Source organism: Pelagibius sp. CAU 1746, from assembly GCF_039839785.1.
In the GTDB taxonomy this organism is placed as follows: domain Bacteria; phylum Pseudomonadota; class Alphaproteobacteria; order Kiloniellales; family Kiloniellaceae; genus Pelagibius.
The window spans coordinates 522,323-537,498 of record NZ_JBDOQT010000002.1; the positions used below are offsets into that span (position 1 = coordinate 522,323).

The 15,176-nt window shown below is 69.3% G+C and carries 15 protein-coding genes; 7 read left to right on the forward strand and 8 right to left on the reverse strand.

Translation table 11 applies throughout. From position 1 onward, the window contains the following. Nucleotides 1–93: 93 nt before the first annotated feature. Nucleotides 94–606 carry a DUF2946 domain-containing protein gene (locus AAFN88_RS19260; RefSeq protein WP_347522255.1) on the forward strand — a complete coding sequence of 171 codons (513 nt, stop codon included), beginning with the start codon at nt 94–96 and terminating at the stop codon, nt 604–606. Between the two features lie 109 nt (nt 607–715). Continuing rightward, nucleotides 716–1,279 (forward strand): copper chaperone PCu(A)C, encoded by a 564-nt coding sequence (locus AAFN88_RS19265; protein WP_347522257.1) that lies wholly within the window; start codon nt 716–718, stop codon nt 1,277–1,279. Here AAFN88_RS19265 and AAFN88_RS19270 read toward each other — a convergent pair. Together AAFN88_RS19270 and AAFN88_RS19275 are read right to left on the reverse strand one after the other, a co-directional pair. Next, entirely contained in the window at nt 1,276–2,130 is an 855-nt protein-coding gene (locus tag AAFN88_RS19270) for a 3-keto-5-aminohexanoate cleavage protein (RefSeq protein ID WP_347522258.1), read from the reverse strand. The two genes, AAFN88_RS19265 and AAFN88_RS19270, sit on opposite strands and share 4 nt — an antisense overlap. Further along, a complete protein-coding gene (locus AAFN88_RS19275; RefSeq protein ID WP_347522259.1) occupies nt 2,127–3,467 on the reverse strand; it encodes an aspartate aminotransferase family protein in 1,341 nt (446 codons plus the stop codon). Before AAFN88_RS19275 ends, AAFN88_RS19270 begins: the two co-directional genes overlap by 4 nt. 256 nt (nt 3,468–3,723) lie before the next feature. Here AAFN88_RS19275 and AAFN88_RS19280 point away from each other — a divergent pair, with 256 nt between their 5' ends. Continuing rightward, nucleotides 3,724–4,239 (forward strand): adenine phosphoribosyltransferase, encoded by a 516-nt coding sequence (locus AAFN88_RS19280; protein ID WP_347522260.1) that lies wholly within the window; start codon nt 3,724–3,726, stop codon nt 4,237–4,239. A 257-nt stretch (nt 4,240–4,496) separates the two neighbouring features. After that, nucleotides 4,497–6,698, forward strand: a complete 2,202-nt coding sequence (locus AAFN88_RS19285) for a PAS-domain containing protein (RefSeq protein ID WP_347522261.1) — start codon at nt 4,497–4,499, stop codon at nt 6,696–6,698. Nucleotides 6,699–6,711: 13 nt separating this feature from the next. On the opposite strand, the gene AAFN88_RS19290 is transcribed toward AAFN88_RS19285, so the two are convergent. Further along, entirely contained in the window at nt 6,712–7,983 is a 1,272-nt protein-coding gene (locus tag AAFN88_RS19290) for an amidase (RefSeq protein ID WP_347522263.1), read from the reverse strand. 50 nt (nt 7,984–8,033) lie between these two features. Further along, a complete protein-coding gene (locus tag AAFN88_RS19295) occupies nt 8,034–8,303 on the reverse strand; it encodes a hypothetical protein (RefSeq protein WP_347522264.1) in 270 nt (89 codons plus the stop codon). 214 nt (nt 8,304–8,517) lie between these two features. On the opposite strand from AAFN88_RS19295, the gene AAFN88_RS19300 reads away from it, so the two are divergent. Further along, nucleotides 8,518–9,930 (forward strand): amidase, encoded by a 1,413-nt coding sequence (locus AAFN88_RS19300; RefSeq protein WP_347522265.1) that lies wholly within the window; start codon nt 8,518–8,520, stop codon nt 9,928–9,930. A gap of 51 nt (nt 9,931–9,981) precedes the next feature. On the opposite strand, the gene AAFN88_RS19305 is transcribed toward AAFN88_RS19300, so the two are convergent. Continuing rightward, on the reverse strand, nt 9,982–10,551 hold the full coding sequence (locus AAFN88_RS19305) for a TIGR02281 family clan AA aspartic protease (protein ID WP_347522266.1): 570 nt from the start codon (nt 10,549–10,551) through the stop codon (nt 9,982–9,984). 181 nt (nt 10,552–10,732) lie between these two features. On the opposite strand from AAFN88_RS19305, the gene ggt reads away from it, so the two are divergent. Beyond that, nucleotides 10,733–12,304 (forward strand): gamma-glutamyltransferase, encoded by a 1,572-nt coding sequence (gene ggt / locus AAFN88_RS19310; protein WP_347522267.1) that lies wholly within the window; start codon nt 10,733–10,735, stop codon nt 12,302–12,304. Between the two features lie 296 nt (nt 12,305–12,600). Here the strand turns inward: ggt and AAFN88_RS19315 are convergent, their stop codons facing one another. Together AAFN88_RS19315 and AAFN88_RS19320 are read right to left on the reverse strand one after the other, a co-directional pair. Further along, nucleotides 12,601–13,062 carry a GcrA family cell cycle regulator gene (locus AAFN88_RS19315; protein ID WP_347522268.1) on the reverse strand — a complete coding sequence of 154 codons (462 nt, stop codon included), beginning with the start codon at nt 13,060–13,062 and terminating at the stop codon, nt 12,601–12,603. 197 nt (nt 13,063–13,259) lie between these two features. After that, entirely contained in the window at nt 13,260–13,859 is a 600-nt protein-coding gene (locus AAFN88_RS19320; protein ID WP_347522269.1) for a hypothetical protein, read from the reverse strand. A gap of 296 nt (nt 13,860–14,155) precedes the next feature. Here AAFN88_RS19320 and AAFN88_RS19325 point away from each other — a divergent pair, with 296 nt between their 5' ends. Continuing rightward, a complete protein-coding gene (locus AAFN88_RS19325) occupies nt 14,156–14,725 on the forward strand; it encodes a queuosine precursor transporter (protein WP_347522270.1) in 570 nt (189 codons plus the stop codon). A gap of 37 nt (nt 14,726–14,762) precedes the next feature. On the opposite strand, the gene AAFN88_RS19330 is transcribed toward AAFN88_RS19325, so the two are convergent. Then, nucleotides 14,763–15,068, reverse strand: coding sequence for a hypothetical protein (locus AAFN88_RS19330; protein ID WP_347522271.1), 306 nt, complete (start codon nt 15,066–15,068; stop codon nt 14,763–14,765). Nucleotides 15,069–15,176 lie beyond the last annotated feature (108 nt).

Consider the following 15,176-nt stretch of genomic DNA (forward strand, 5'->3'; position numbering starts at 1 on the left):
AGACCACCGTTATTTTGCTATTGAACACTTACCCTTAGCGGAATGTCCACCCCGTTCTGGCCCGATAGCGCAAACAAACGATCAGGAAGCGACATGGCGGCGCTCTGGCGCAACCGCGGCACTAGATCATTCGCCTGGCGTGATTTAAGGTCCGCCATCATGCGTCGCCCCGGCAAAGCCATACGTTTCCTGCGCCCCGCGGCCAGCCTGCTGGCGCTGGCGCTCGCGGTCGTGGGATTGCTTGGCCACGGCCTGGCGATGCTTCTGGTCGGCCAACTGGCGCAGGCCCCGCAGGCCTCCGTTGCGGCGCAGCAAACATTCGCAGCTTCCGTCGAAATCTGCACCACAGAGGGACTGCGCAAGCTGGCCCGCGCCGACGGGCCCGGCAGAGGCGACGACCCGCCGGCCGGCCCGGGGCACGGCAAGGTCGACGCCTGCCCGGTCTGCACCGCTTTCGCGCAGAATGGCCCGGCGGACCTGCCGGCCGCGGCGGCGCCGGAGCGCCGCACCCTCCGCCCGGCCGTCCCGCGCCCGCCGCTGCAAGCTGCCGCCGCCACACCGGAATGGCTGCCGGCGCAGTCGCGCGGACCGCCCGCCGCGGCTTGAGCGGCCACCGCCGCTCCCCTCACCCTGCCAGAACCAGAGGCGCCCCACGCCCCGCCCTTCGCGGTGGCCGGACGCGGCGCCGTGACAGACCGACAAAGGAAGATTTCAAATGCAACGTGTTCTTTCCGCTGCCTTCGGCGCGGCCCTCCTCCTCTCCACCGGTGTCCTCGCGACCGGCCCCTTTGCCGTGACCCCGGCGGCGGCGCACGACGTCAAGTTCGCCGACTTCACCATCGAGCATCCCTGGGCCCGGGCTTCCGCCGGTCCGGCGCGCAACAGCGCCGCCTTCATGATCATCCACAACGGCGGCGGCGCCGACCGGCTGATCGCGGCCTCGGGCGACGTCGCCGAGCGGGTCGAACTGCATACGCACAAGATGGAAGGCAACGTCATGAAGATGCGCCAAGTCGAGGCCGTCGACATCCCGGCCGGCGGCATGGCGGCGCTGCAGCCCGGCAGCTTCCACGTCATGCTGATCGGTCTGCGCGAAGCCTTGAAGGAAGGCGACAGATTCCCCCTCACCCTGAGCTTCGAGAAGGCCGGATCCGTCACCGTCGAGGTCGCCGTCGAGGCGATCAGCAGCATGGGCCAGCAGGGCGGTCAGGACGGCATGGGCCAGGGCGGTATGGGCCAGGGCAACATGAACCACGGCAATATGCCGAAATCGAACTAGCCGCCCGCCCCCATCAGCCGGCGCGCGGTGGCGGCATCGGCCAGCGGACGGCCGAAGGCCGCCGCCGCCGCCGCGCTGGCGGCCACGAGTTCCGCGTTGTCGCGGGCCTGGCGCCCGGACGGCAGCAAGAGATTGTTCTCGAAACCGACCCGGGCGTGGCCGCCCAGCGTCGCCGCCGCGGTCACGCAGGCGGTTTCCTTCGGCCCGAAGGCGCAGATCGCCCAGGGCAGTTTCGCCGCCTCCGGCCAGGCCTCGATCTCGCCGAGGAACGGCAACAGGTCGTTGGGCACCGAGCGCTGGCCCGGCGCGTAGCGCCCCAGCACGAACAGCAGAAAGGCCGGGCCCGGCGGAACCACGCCCTCGGCCTGCAGTCTGCCGAAGCGCTCGACGTCCTCGGCCGCGTAGAGAATGTACTGCGGCAGGATGCCGGCGCCGACCAGCCAGGCGAGAAACTCGCGGGCTTCGTCTTCGCCGCCCTCCGGCACGAGTTCGCGAATCGCCAGGCTCACCGCCTCGGGCCGCAGGTCGCGCACCATGGCCATCTGCTGCTGCGCGGTGAAGATACCCACCGCCTCGCTGGTCACCTGGATGACCATCCTGTCGCCCACCGCCTCGCGCACCGCCGCGGTGGCTTCGCGGTAGGCGCCGACGTCCAGGCTGTGCTTCTGCTCGGCGTCGCGCACGTGCAGATGGATCATCGAGGCCCCGGCGGCCTGGGCCGCCAGCGCGGTCTCGGCCAGTTCCGCCGGGGTGATCGGCACGGCCGGATGGTCGGCCCGGGTCTTGCGCGCGCCGTTGGGCGCCACCGCCAGGATCAGCGGCGCCCAGTCGACCGAGGGGATGTCGCTCACGCCGCCGACCCCACCTCGGCCAGCACGCTGTCGACCGCGCGGCCCAGCTTGTCGACGATCTCGTCGAGGTGCGGCCGCTGCACGATGAAGGAGGGCGCCAGCAGCACGTGGTCGCCGCGCCGGCCGTCGACGGTGCCGCCGGCGGGATAGCAGACCATGCCCTCGGCCATCGCCTGCTTCTTGATCAGGGCATTGACCTTGAGGGCCGGGTCGAAGGGCTCCTTGGTGGTACGGTCCGCCACCAGCTCCAGCCCGATAAATAGGCCGCGCCCGCGGATGTCGCCGACGTGGTGGTGGTTGCCGAAGCGCGCTTCCAAGGCCTCGCGCAGGGCCGCGCCCTGGCGCTGCACGTTGTCCAGCAGGTTCTCGGCCTCGATGGTCTGCTGCACGGCCAGTGCGGCGGCGCAGGCGGTCGCATGGCCGATATAGGTGAAGCCGTGCTCGAAGGCGCCGGAGCCCTGAGCGATGGTGTCGTAGATCCGCCCCGAGCAGAGCACCGCGCCGATCGGCTGGTAGCCGCCGCCCAGGCCCTTGGCGCAGGTCAGGATGTCGGGGGCGATGCCGTCCTGCTCGCAGGCATAGAGACTGCCGGTGCGCCCCATGCCGCACATCACCTCGTCGAGAATCAGCAGCACGCCGTACTGGTCGCAGATTTCGCGGATGCGCTTGAAATAGCCGGACACGGCGGGCACCGCGCCCAGGGTGGCGCCGACCACCGGCTCGGCGATGAAGGCGGCGACCTTCTCCGGCCCGACCCGCAGGATCTCCGCCTCCAGGCTGTCGGCGACGCGGCGGCCATAGGCTTCCTCGCTCTCGTCATGCGCCTGATGGCGGTAGGCGTAGCAGGGCTCGATGTGGCTGGCCGGGCTAAGCAGCGGCTGGTAGGGCGCGCGCCGGGCCGCGTTGCCGCCGACCGAGAGCGCGCCCAGCGTGTTGCCGTGGTAGCTCTGCTGGCGGGCAATGAAGTGGTAGCGGTCGGGCTCTCCGTTCTCCAGGTGGAACTGGCGGGCCAGCTTTAGCGCCGTCTCGTTGGCTTCCGAGCCGCCGGAGACGAAATAGACCCGGGCCAGGTCTCCGGGCGCGCGCTCGATCAGGTACTCGGCCAGGGCCTCCGAGGCCTCGGTGGTGAAGAAGGCGCTGTGGGCGTAGGCGATCTTGTCGACCTGGTCCTTGATGGCCTGGATCACCGCCGGGTGCCCATGGCCCAGGCAGGACACCGCCGCCCCGCCGGAGGCGTCGATATAGCGCTTGCCCGCGCTGTCGAAGAGATAGGGACCCTCGCCGCCGACGGCGACGGGATAGCTGGCCTTGCTATGACGCGGAAAGACGAAGCTCACGGTGGTTGCTCTCAAAGCTCGATGAAGGGGCGAATTACGACTGGAACGGCAGTTTAGGACGATATTGAACGGGCTGTCACGGCGCCCGCCGTGCTGATCGCGAAGGCCACCCCTGCGCCGCACGCAGGCCCCCTCACGGCGGCGTGCGGTCAGGCTGCGCATTGTCCTCGCCCCAAGGGGCCAGTAGGATGCGCCCGGCCGCCGGCATCGCCGCCGGGGCGCGGTGAAGGGCAACGGCAAGGGGGCCGATAGTTCTATGAATCTGAAAGAGCACATCCGCGGCATTCCGGATTTCCCGAGCCCCGGCATCCTGTTCTACGACATCTCGCCGCTGCTGGCCCATGCCGATGCCTGGCAGGCCACCGTGGACCGGCTGGCCGAGATCGTCCACGAGCATGAGCCCGACGTTCTGGCGGGGATCGAATCCCGCGGCTTCCTGGTCGCCGCGCCGCTGGCGCTGAAGCTCAACAAGGGCTTCGTCATGGTGCGCAAAAAGGGCAAGCTGCCCGGCGCCACCCTGCCCTACACCTATGACCTGGAGTACGGCAGCGACACCATCGAGATCCAGGCCGACGCCCTGCAACCGGGCCAGAAGGTCTTCCTGGTGGACGACCTGCTTGCCACCGGCGGCACCATGAACGCCGCCGCTCAGCTGCTGCGCTCGGCCGGGGCGGAAGTGACCGGCGCCGCCTGCATCATCGAGCTGACCTTCCTCAAGGGCCGCGCCAACCTGGACATCCCGGTCTCCACGCTGCTGGCCTACGACAGCTAGCAGCGCTGGAAGAGGGCCCGGGCGGCCCCGGCCGCCCCCGGCCGCCCCCCTGGGCCGGAAGGCCGCGGAGGGAATGCCGCTCAACCGCGGCGTTCTCTTTAGGATCACTTAACTCTACTAGTCTATCAGTGCTTGCTTGCACGTCTTGACGGACAAGCAGACCTTCCGGCCTGCCCGAATCACCGGCAGGTTGTGGCGCCTTGCCCGTCAGATGTCCGGCCCCTCAGGGGGCAAGCGTCTATGGATTCGCCGGGGCAATGGTAGAAGAGACCACCACCTTTTCCTTCGCAGCGGTCATGTTGGTCGCGGCCATGGCGCCGGCGATGCTGGCGGTCATGGCCCTGACCACCGCCCGGCAGGTGGAGGAGCGCCCGGCCCAGATGTGGTGGGCGGCCGGCCTGGGCTGCGAGGCCCTGCGGCTCAGCGCTCTCAGCGCCGCCTCAACCTTCGGCCCGGAGTATTTCCAGGCCGTCCATGAAGGCGGCCAAGCCCTCATCTCCCTGCTGCTTCTGGGCGGCGCGCTGCGCTTCCTCGGCTACAACGATCACCTGCGCGCCCTGCTGGTCGCCGTCGGGGTGATCTTCATCGGCACCGCGAGCTGCCTGATCTATCCAACGGTGCCGCGGATCGTCATCGTCGCGCTGAACCTCTGCGCCGCCGGCGGCGTCGGCGTTGCCGGCATTCTGTTCTGGCGCCACTACCGCAAGCAGGGACGCTTCGTCTTCATTCTCTGTGCCGGGACCCTGTTGATCTTCGGCACCTATCTGCTGACCCAGCTCGGCCGGGGCATCCTCGACCCCCGCCTGCTGGCCATCGACCCGAACGGCGACTGGCGGGTGGTCCTGCACACCGGCCTGGTGCTGTCCTGCATGATCTGCATGATCTTCGCGGCGCTGAACGCCGCCCAGCAGGCCAAGGCCACGGCGGAGAGAAAGGCGGAGGGCCAGGCCCGTCTGATGAACGCCATCGTCGAGAACATCCCGGTCGGCGTCTGCCTCTTCGACCAGGATCTCAAGCTGGTCGCCTTCAACAGCGAGTTCTCGAAGCTGCTCAACATTCCACGCGACCTGCTGGAAAGCGGCGCCACCTTCCAGGATCTGGTGCGCTACAACGCCGCGCGCGGCGAGTACGGACCCGCCCTGACCGAGGAAGAGGTCGAGCGCCGCACCGAGATCATGATGACCAGCCTGCAGGCGCGCATGGAGCGCATTCGCCCCGACGGCACGGTTCTGGAGAACCGCAACCGCAGACTGGCCAACGGCGGCTACGTGATGGTCTACACCGACATCACCGAGACCAAGCGGATCGAAGCCGCCCTGCGGCAAAGCGAGCAGCGCTACGCCCTGGCGCTGAGTGGAGCGAACGAGGGCATCTGGGAATGGGGCGACGCCGTGCAGGGCGTCTATGTATCACGGCGCCTTCGCGAGATCGTCGACATCAAGGGCAGCGACCCGGTGATCCCGGTCGACACCTGGCTGGGCCGCATCCATCCGGAAGACCTGGAGGAAATGCAGGAGCGGATGCGCGAGCACCTGCGGGGCCACAGCGAGTACTACGATCACGAATACCGCATGCGCGGCGACGACGGAGGGTACCGCTGGGTGCACTCCCGTGGCCTGGGCGTGCGAGACGAAAGTGGGCACGTCTACCGCATGGCGGGCTCGCTCAGCGACGTCACCGAACGCAAGCGGGCGGAGCACGAGCTGCTGCGGGCCAAGGAAACGGCCGAGATGGCCAACCGCACCAAGGGCGAATTCCTGGCGACCATGAGCCACGAACTGCGCACGCCGCTGAACGCAATCATCGGCTTCTCCGAGTTGATCATCCAGGAGGTCTTCGGCGCCATCGGCCACGAGAACTACCGCGACTACATCCAGAACATCCACGAGAGCGGCAATCACCTGCTCACCATCATCAACGACATCCTGGACGTCTCGAAAGCCGAAGCCGGCATGATCGATCTCTACGAAGAGAACGTCGACCTGCGCGAGGTCATCGCCTCGGGCCTACGCCTGATCGGGCCGCGCGCGAGAGAGAACCACATCGCGCTGACCACCGACTACGACGAGCCGCTGTCCATGGTGAGCGCCGACGCCCGGCGCCTGAAGCAGATCCTGATCAACCTGCTGTCCAACGCCGTGAAATTCACGCCCGCCGGCGGCCACATCACCGTTCGCGCCTGGGCCACGCCCGGCCTCGGCGCCGGGTTCCAGGTCACCGACACCGGCATCGGCATCGCCGAGAACGACTTGGAACGCATGCTGGAGCCTTTCACCCAGGTCGAATCCGGCCTCAGCCGCAAGCACGAGGGCACCGGCCTGGGCCTGCCGCTGTGCCGCGCCCTCATCGAGGTGCACGGCGGCGAATTGAAGCTGGAAAGCACGCTGGGCGAAGGCACCTGCATCACCGTGACCCTGCCGCTCACGCGCATCAGCGAGAAGACCGTCGACGCCGCTTGAGGCGGCCTCTTGCTCACAGATCCTGGCGCTCCTCCGCCGCGCAGAGGACCTCGGCGAAAGCCAGCAGATCCTCGTCGGCGCCGGCCGGGGCAATCAGCGAGAGGGCCAGGGGACAGCCCTCGACCCGCGCCAGCGGCAGCGAGACCTGCGGCAGGCGGGCGAGGCCGGCAATGGCGGTCAGGCTCAGTACGGCGCCGCGGTGCGACTGCAGTTCCGCCGCCGTGCTCTCGCAACGCGGCGCGACACCCGGCGCCGCCGGCAGGCAGAGCAGGGCATCCTCCCCCAGCATCTCGGCCAGCCGCGCGGCCAAGGTCTCGCGCGCCACGCGCGCCGGGGCGGCCTGCGCCTCGGTGACCGAAGCCGCCCAGTCGAAGCGCTCACGCGATTCCGGCCCGAAAACGGGGTGCGTCCCGGCGATCCAGGCGCCATGCGAGTCGATGACCTCGCGCGCCTGAATATGGCGGAAGCGCAGCATCCAGCTCTCGGGGTCATTGTCGATCACCGCGACCTTCTCGGCGCGGCTGAGACGCTGCTCCAGGCGCTCGACCAGCGGCGCCAGGGCTGCCGCCGCCGCGGGGGTGGCCAGGGCAAAGGCGTCCTCGGCGACCAGCAGGCGGCGCCAGCGCCCCGCCTCACCTTGCCGCGCGCCGCCGAGCAGCACCTGCCCAACGCGGCGCAGCAGGCCGGCCTCGCGCGCGAACCAGCCGACGGTGTCGAAGCTGGGCGCCAGCGGCATGACTCCGGCCAGCGAGACGCGTCCATGGGTGGGGCGCAGGCCGAAGATGCCGCAGTAGCTGGCAGGAACGCGCACCGAACCGCCGGTATCGCTGCCCAGCGCGAAGTCGACCAGGCCGCCGGCCACCGCGGCGGCGGAGCCGGAGGAGGAGCCGCCGGGGATGCGGCCGGGCGCGTTCACGTTGGTGGGTGTGCCGTAGTGGAAGTTCTGACCGTTGAGGCTGTAGGCCAGCTCGTCGGTGACGGTCTTGCCGGCCAGTTCGGCCCCGGCGTCCAGCAGCGCCTGCACCGCCGCCGCGTGAGCGGCCGCGGGGGCGTGGCTGCGCGCCCAGTCCGGATTGCCGCAGCCGGTGACGTAGCCGGCCACGTCGAAGATGTCCTTGGCCGCAAAACGCAGGCCGCTCAGCGGGCCTCCGTCACGGCCGGCGATGTGCGGCTGCGGCGCCGGCACGAAGGCGCCCAGCGCATCCCATGGCGGCCGCCCCGCGTCCAAAGCTGCAAAGGGATTGCCAGCACCTTCGTCGCCGGCCGCTTCATGCCGATCGGTCATCGTCTCCCCCACTCCCGGCGCCCCGCGGCCCCGGCCATGAACGGCCCCGGCTAGGTCGCCGTCTCGTCGAACTCCGGTTCCTGGCTCTCCGGCTTCGGATGCTTGCGCCGGATGATGATATCGCCGTTTTCCAGCACTTCGGGCAATTCGTACTGCGGAATGCTCTCCACCAGCAAGCGCAAGGCCTGCATCATCTGCTCAAGGCCCTCGCGCGCCATTTCGCCGGGAGTGTCCTTCGGCGACTCCTCCTGCCGCAGGTCTTCCGCCTGTGCCAGCGGCGGCGTCACCAGCAGGGCGGCGCCCAACACTGCCGCAGGCATCGGCGATTTCCATAAGCTTCGCATTGTCTTGCTCCTCGCTATCCCCCGAAGATGGGGAGTGGCAGGCCCTGAACCAAGCTATCACAGCATTATGGCGGAGAAAGTGGCTGCATTGCGGCGGCGCTCGACAGCAGCCGGCCGCCGTGCGAGGAATGACTCCCCCTCCCTTTTCGAGTCCACCCTCCTTCCTTCGATCCGCGAGGCGCCTTTCCCGATGAATGACGACATTGCCCTGATGACCGCGACGCAACTGGTAAAGCTCTACCGCGCCGGGGAGCTGTCGCCGGTGGACGCGACGCAGGCGGCCCTTGACCGTATCCAGCGCTACGACGGCAAGCTCAACGCCTTCAACCTGGTCGCCGCCGAGAGCGCCCTGGCCGCCGCCGCGGAATCCGAGGAACGCTGGCGGCTGGGCGCGCCGCGCGGGCCGCTGGACGGCGTCCCTACCTCCATCAAGGATGTATTGCTGACCAAGGGCTGGCCGACGCTGCGCGGTTCCAAGGCGGTTTCCCGCGACCAGGCCTGGGAGGAAGACGCGCCCTCGGTGGCGCGGCTGCGCGAGCACGGCGCCGTCTTCCTGGGCAAGACCACGACGCCGGAGTTCGGCTGGAAAGGCATCACCGATTCGCCGCTGGACGGCATCACCCGCAATCCCTGGAACCCGGCGACCACGCCCGGCGGATCCAGCGGCGGCGCCTCGGCGGCGCTGGCCGCCGGCATGGGCGCCCTGGCGCTGGGCAGCGACGCCGGCGGCTCCGTGCGCATCCCCGCCGGCTTCACCGGGGTCTTCGCGCTGAAAGCCACCTTCGGTCGGGTGCCGGCCTGGCCGCTCAGCCCCTTCGGCACCCTGGCCAACATCGGCCCCATGACCCGCAGCGTCGCCGACACCGCGCTGCTGTTGAACGTGATGAGCGAGCCGGACCCGCGCGACCCCTACGGCCTGCCCTACCACGGCACCGACTACACCAACGGCCTGGGCGACGGCATCGCCGGCCTGAAAATCGCCTACAGCCCGACGCTGGGAGGGCACGAGGTGGACCCGGAGATCGCCGACCTGGTCGCCGGGGCCGTGCAGGTGCTGGCCGGCCTCGGCGCCGAGATCGTCGAGGCCGAGCCCGATTTCACCGGCGCCGACGAGGTCTTCCGCATCCACTGGTACGCCGGCGCGGCCAAGCTGCTGCAGCGCTTCGACGCCGCGGCCATCGCCGGGATGGACCCGGGCCTGCAGGAAGTGGCCGAGGAGGGCCGCAGCTACGGCCTGCTGGACTACATGGGCGCGGTAGCGCGGCGCGAGGCCCTGACGGCGGCGGCCAACCGCTTCCACGAGGATTACGACCTGCTGGTGACGCCCTGCCTGCCGATCCCCGCCTTCGAGGCCGGCGAGGAAGTGCCGCTGGGCAGCGGCATGACGCGCTGGCCCGAATGGACGCCCTTCACCTACCCCTTCAACCTGACCATGCAGCCGGCCGCCAGCGTGCCCTGCGGCCTCACCGCCGCCGGGCTGCCCGCCGGGCTGCAGATCGTCGGACCGCGCTTCGCCGACGGCCTGGTGCTGCGCGCGGCGCGCGCCTACGAGCAGGCCGCGCCCTGGCCCTTCCCCGATCTGGAAGAAACGCTGAAAGATTGACGGCGCAAGCAGGCGCTTCGGGCAGGCGCTTCAGGCAGGCGCTTCAGGGGGTCAATAGGAGAGGATCAAGGTGTCGCCGCGCACCTGGTAGCTTTCCAGGCGCTTCAGGAAGGACATGCCGAGCAGCGAGATGCCCGACGACTGCTCGCCGACCGAGGCGGGCAGGTCGTAGAGCTCCAACTGGCCGATGCGCAGAGAGCGCAGCGTCACCGGCGCGGCGCGCACTTCGCCCGCCGCGGTGCCATAGCGCTCCGAGAAGGTGAGGCGCTGCGCCGGCCAGCCGAGCCGCTCGGCGTCTTCCGGGGTCAGGTAGATGGAACTGGCCCCGGTATCGACCATGAAGCGCAACAATTCGCCGTTGACTGCGGCATCGACCATGAAGTGACCGTGCGCCCCGGCGTGCAGCACCAGCTCCGAATAGGCCCCCGCAGTGGTGCCGCCGAATTCCATGCCGCCACCGCCGGGGGTCACGTCCTCGACCGCGATGACCCGCGCGCCGGGCTCTTCCTCCTCGACGACGAACATCACCACCAGGCCCGTAACGACCACCGCCACCGCCAGCCGCAGGCTGTGGGTCAGCAGGCCGCTGGCCGCGCCACCGTCTTCGTGCAAGCTGCTCATGGTCCTGATCCCTGATCGCTCCGCCGGGTCGCCCTGGCTTGGCCATGGTGAGCCCAAGCCCTTAACGCTTTTCTTAGCTTCTTGGTTAACGGGGGAGTCCCTTGAAGGAGCCTGAAGCGTTGCAAGAGCCGCGGAAAATCGCCACCCTCTGGCCTCACTTCGCGGGAAAATGCGGAATTTCATGGGCAAAGAAGGGCAAAGGCAGCGGCGCGGCGCCGTGGCCTGCGGCCATCCGGCGACGGCGGCGGCGGCCGACGAGATCCTGGCCGAAGGCGGCAACGCCTTCGATGCGGTGCTGGCCGCCTTCTGCGCCGCCTGCGCGGCCGAGCCGGTGCTGGCGTCGCTGGGCGGCGGCGGCTTCCTGCTGGCCCAACCCGCAAACCGCGAGCCCCTGCTCTACGACTTCTTCGTGCAGACTCCCAAGCAGCGGCCGGACCCGGCTGCGCTGGATTTCTATCCGATCCTCGCCGACTTCGGCACGGCGACCCAGGAGTTCCAAATCGGCGTCGGCGCCGTGGCCGTGCCCGGCGCCGTCGGGGGCCTTTTCGCCATCCACGACGATCTCGCCAGCCTGCCGATGACGCGGATCGTCGAACCGGCGGCGCGCCTGGCGCGCGAGGGCGTCGAACTGCGCCCCATCGACGGCTATCTCTTCGACGTGGTCTCGCCGATCCTGAAGGCCACGCCGGAAGCGCGCGGCCTGTTCCTGAACGACGAGGGCCGGCTGCTCGCCCCCGGCGAACGCCTGCGCCAGCCGCGGCTGGCCGACAGCCTGGAGGCCCTGGCCGGTGAGGGTGCGCGCCTGTTCTACGAAGGCGACTTCGCCCGGCGTCTGGTGCGGCTGTGCCGGGAGTCCGGCGGCCTGCTGGACGAGGCCGACCTGGCGGAATACCGGGTCGAGCGACGCAAGCCCTTCGTCTGCGACTACCGCGGCCACCGGGTGACGACCAACCCGCCGCCCTCGTGCGGCGGCATCCTCATCGCCTTCGCCTTGGCGCTGCTGTCGAAAGCGGAGCCGGCGCGCCTCGGTGCCGGCACGCTGGAGGGACTGGACCTGCTGGCGCGGGTCATGAGCCAGACCAACAAAGCGCGCATCGAGGCCCACCTGGCCGAGGGGGCCGAGATCGCCGCCGGGCGGCTGTTCGAACCCGCCTTGCTGAAACGCTATCAGGACGAGGTCGGCGGGCACCCCGGCTTCAGCCGCGGCACCACCCACATCAGCGTCGTCGACGGCGACGGCAACCTGGCGGCCATGAGCCTCTCCAACGGCGAGGGCTGCGGCACCCTGCTGCCCGGCTGCGGCATCATGCTGAACAACATGCTGGGCGAGGAGGACCTGAACCACGGCGGCTTCCACCGCTGGCCTGAGGACTGCCGCCTCTCCTCCATGATGGCGCCCAGCCTCGCGACCAGCGACGAGGGCGCGCTCTACGCCATCGGCTCCGGCGGCTCGAACCGCATCCGTACCGCCGTGCTGCAGGTGCTGGTGAACCTGCTGGACCACCGTATGGACATGGCCGCGGCGACCGAGGCGCCGCGCCTCCATGTGGAAGGGGAGAGCGCCAACCTGGAAGGCGGCCTGCCGGAGGCCGCAGCCGCAGCCCTTTCCGGGCAGGGCTACCGCACCATCGCCTGGCCGCGCCATAACCTCTTCTTCGGCGGCGTGCACGGAGTGGCCCTCAGCGCCGACGGCGCGCTGTCCGCTGCCGGCGATCCGCGCCGCGGCGGCGCCGCCCTGGTCAGGGCAGCGTGAAATTCAGAGATGGCGCCCCGCCTGGACGGCCCGAGGCCGGAGTACCGCGCCGGTGGCGAGATCGATCCTCGATCAGGGAGACACGCCTGATCGAGGACAATGCGATCCCTCGCCAAAGGCCGGAGCGGTGTGTCCGCGTCCGCCCGAACGCGGGTTGTCCAAGAGCAGATCAGGGTCGGCTGGAATCGCCGAAGGCGATCCACCGGCCCTGTGGATCTGCTCTATACTTTTGAAATAGATCGCATTCACACGCAAAGGCGGAACCACAGGGTGGTTCCGCCTCATCGCGATCCGATCTAGGCCGCTTCCGAGTCGCTGCGGTTGCGCACGATATAGGCCCGCGCGCAGTGCTCGTCGCAGTAGGGCTTGCCGGGAACCGCGGGCTCTCCGCAGAAATGGAAGTCCTGGTCGCCGGGATCGCCGATCGGCCAAAGGCAGCTCGGCCCCTTGCCGCCGGACCGCGCCACCGGACGGGCCGGACGCCGTGCCGGCGCAGGCGCCACCGGGCGCTCCTGCACCTGCCTGGGCGCCACGGACACCTGCGCTGCCGGCTTCGGCATGGCCGCCGCCACACTGCGGCGCACTGGCGGTGTGGCGCCGCGCTTGATCGGCGAGGGACGCGCTTTCAGCTTCATCCGGTGCGCTTTGCCGACGACGGAATTCTTGGATACCCCCAGCAGGCGGCCGATCTCCGACGCACTCCGCCCTGCTTCCCAGAGCCGCATGAGTTCCGCAACGCGTTCTTCTGTCCAAGTCATGCGATTGCCTCTATGCTAATGGCTACATCTTGCGGCACATACTATATATCGTCGCTATGACGATGGTACGCACAATATAGCGGTGCGGCATGACTGTCCAGGCTGAAATCTGTGGAAAACTGCGGTTTTCTGTGGGCCGCGGCGCTGCCCCCTTGTTCCCCAATTGCTTACTGCAACCGCTAACAGCGGACCCGGGCTCAGTCGAATTCGATGGCCTGCCAGCGTTCGCCGGCACCCTTGTTGTTATACCCCTCGAACTTCACCACCCATCCCAGATCCGGGGCGAACCAGGTCCGTTGTTCGGCCCGCCAGTCCTTACCCACCAGTTCGGAGCGGCGCAGCAGGACATAGGTGTCGAAGGTGCCCGCGGGCACGGAGACGCGCTCGGCCCCCAGCACCTCGATACGATCGCGCCAGGCCTCGCCGCCCCAGCGCCGGGTGAAGCTCACCGCCTTGCCCTTCTGCAGCGGAAAGATCTGACCCAGGACACCGCCGTCGGGCGGGATGCCGGCGGCCACGCAGTCCATGCAGATGTGGGCGAAGCTGGCGAAGGAGCGGCCTTCCCAGATCCAGGAAACGATCAGGCCGTTGGTGCGCCCGACGACCCCTTCGACCCGCTTGCCGTCGTCCATGTTCTCCCAGACCATACGGGTGCCTTCCGGCAGGGCCTTGAAGGGCGCCGGAGGAAGCTCGAGGCTCTGGGCCCGCAGAGGGGTCGGCCCGGCGACGGCCAGGACCGCCAGAACCAGCAGCAGAAGGCCGCGGAGGGCCGGGAGACGGGCCGGAAAACGGAACAAGCGCAAGGGAACTCCCCGAAGAAACGGCCGCCGCCGGGACTGCCGGCCGCGGCGGCTGGAGACTAGCCTATCGGACACCGGGGATGAAAGCCTCGCAAAGGGCGTAACCTCCGCTCAGCCGCCGGGTCGACGGCGCGTTCGCCGCCCCGGCACGCAGCCCTTCGGCCGCGGGAGCGGGACCCGCAGGAATCCTTGCCGCTGGCCTTGACGGGCCGCATCTGATAGGAAACCGCCGCTGCGGGCGCGGCTGCGTGCATAAGGGCGCCGCCACCCCAGACTTGCAGGGAACCAGCGACATGACCGAACCGCGCTTTGCCTCTTCGCCCCTCGGGATCGCCATCGGCGTCGCCGCCATGGTGTTCATCGTCGGCCTGTCGAACTATGCGGTGCAGTTCCCCATCAACGACTGGCTGACCTGGGGGGCGCTCACCTATCCCGTCGCCTTCCTGGTGACCGACCTGACCAACCGCAGCCTGGGGCCCAAGGCCGCCCGCCAGGTGATCTATGCGGGCTTCGCCCTGGCCGTGGTGCTGTCGATCTGGCTCGCCACGCCGCGCATCGCCATTGCCTCGGGCAGCGCCTTCCTGGTCGCCCAACTTCTGGATGTCGCGGTGTTCAACCGCCTGCGCGCGGGCGTGTGGTGGCGGGCGCCGGTCGTGTCCTCCACGCTCGGCTCCATCGTCGATACGACGCTGTTCTTCTCCGTCGCCTTCGCCGGCACCGGCCTGCCCTGGGTCACCTGGGCGCTGGGCGATTTCGGCGCCAAGATGGCGATGGCCGGCTGCCTGCTGATCCCCTTCCGCCTGCTGATGCCGGCACTGCGTCCGCACTTCGCCTCCGGCGAGGCTCCGACCGCGTCCAACTGAACGGCGACCGACGAAACGTCCGGCCGCAACGGATGCGTCAGCACACCCGGTTGTCCGGGTTCTCGCAGGGGTGAATTTCGAAGGGCCCGAAGGCGCTGTCGCGGTAGGCGTCGAAGGTGCGCTTGTCGAGGCAATGCACCTTGGCGAGGATGACCAAGTCGCCGTTCACCGAACGCTCGGCGACCTGGCTCAGGAAAGCCACCTCGCAATCGTACTCGCGCTGCATCTGCTCGGTCAGTTCGCTCTGCCAGCCGTCCTGCTGCGCCCCGGCCGGCTGCGCGGCCAGCGGCAGCGCCAGACAAAGCGCCCAAGCCGCAACCGTGGAACTCAATCTCGCTGCCATGACCGCAGCTCCTCCTTCCCAAAGCCGCCGAACCAAGTGATCCGGGGGCAGCATCGGCCGCCGCCGCAACGCGGTCATTGACCTGCCTCAAACCCGCCGGCCTTGGGA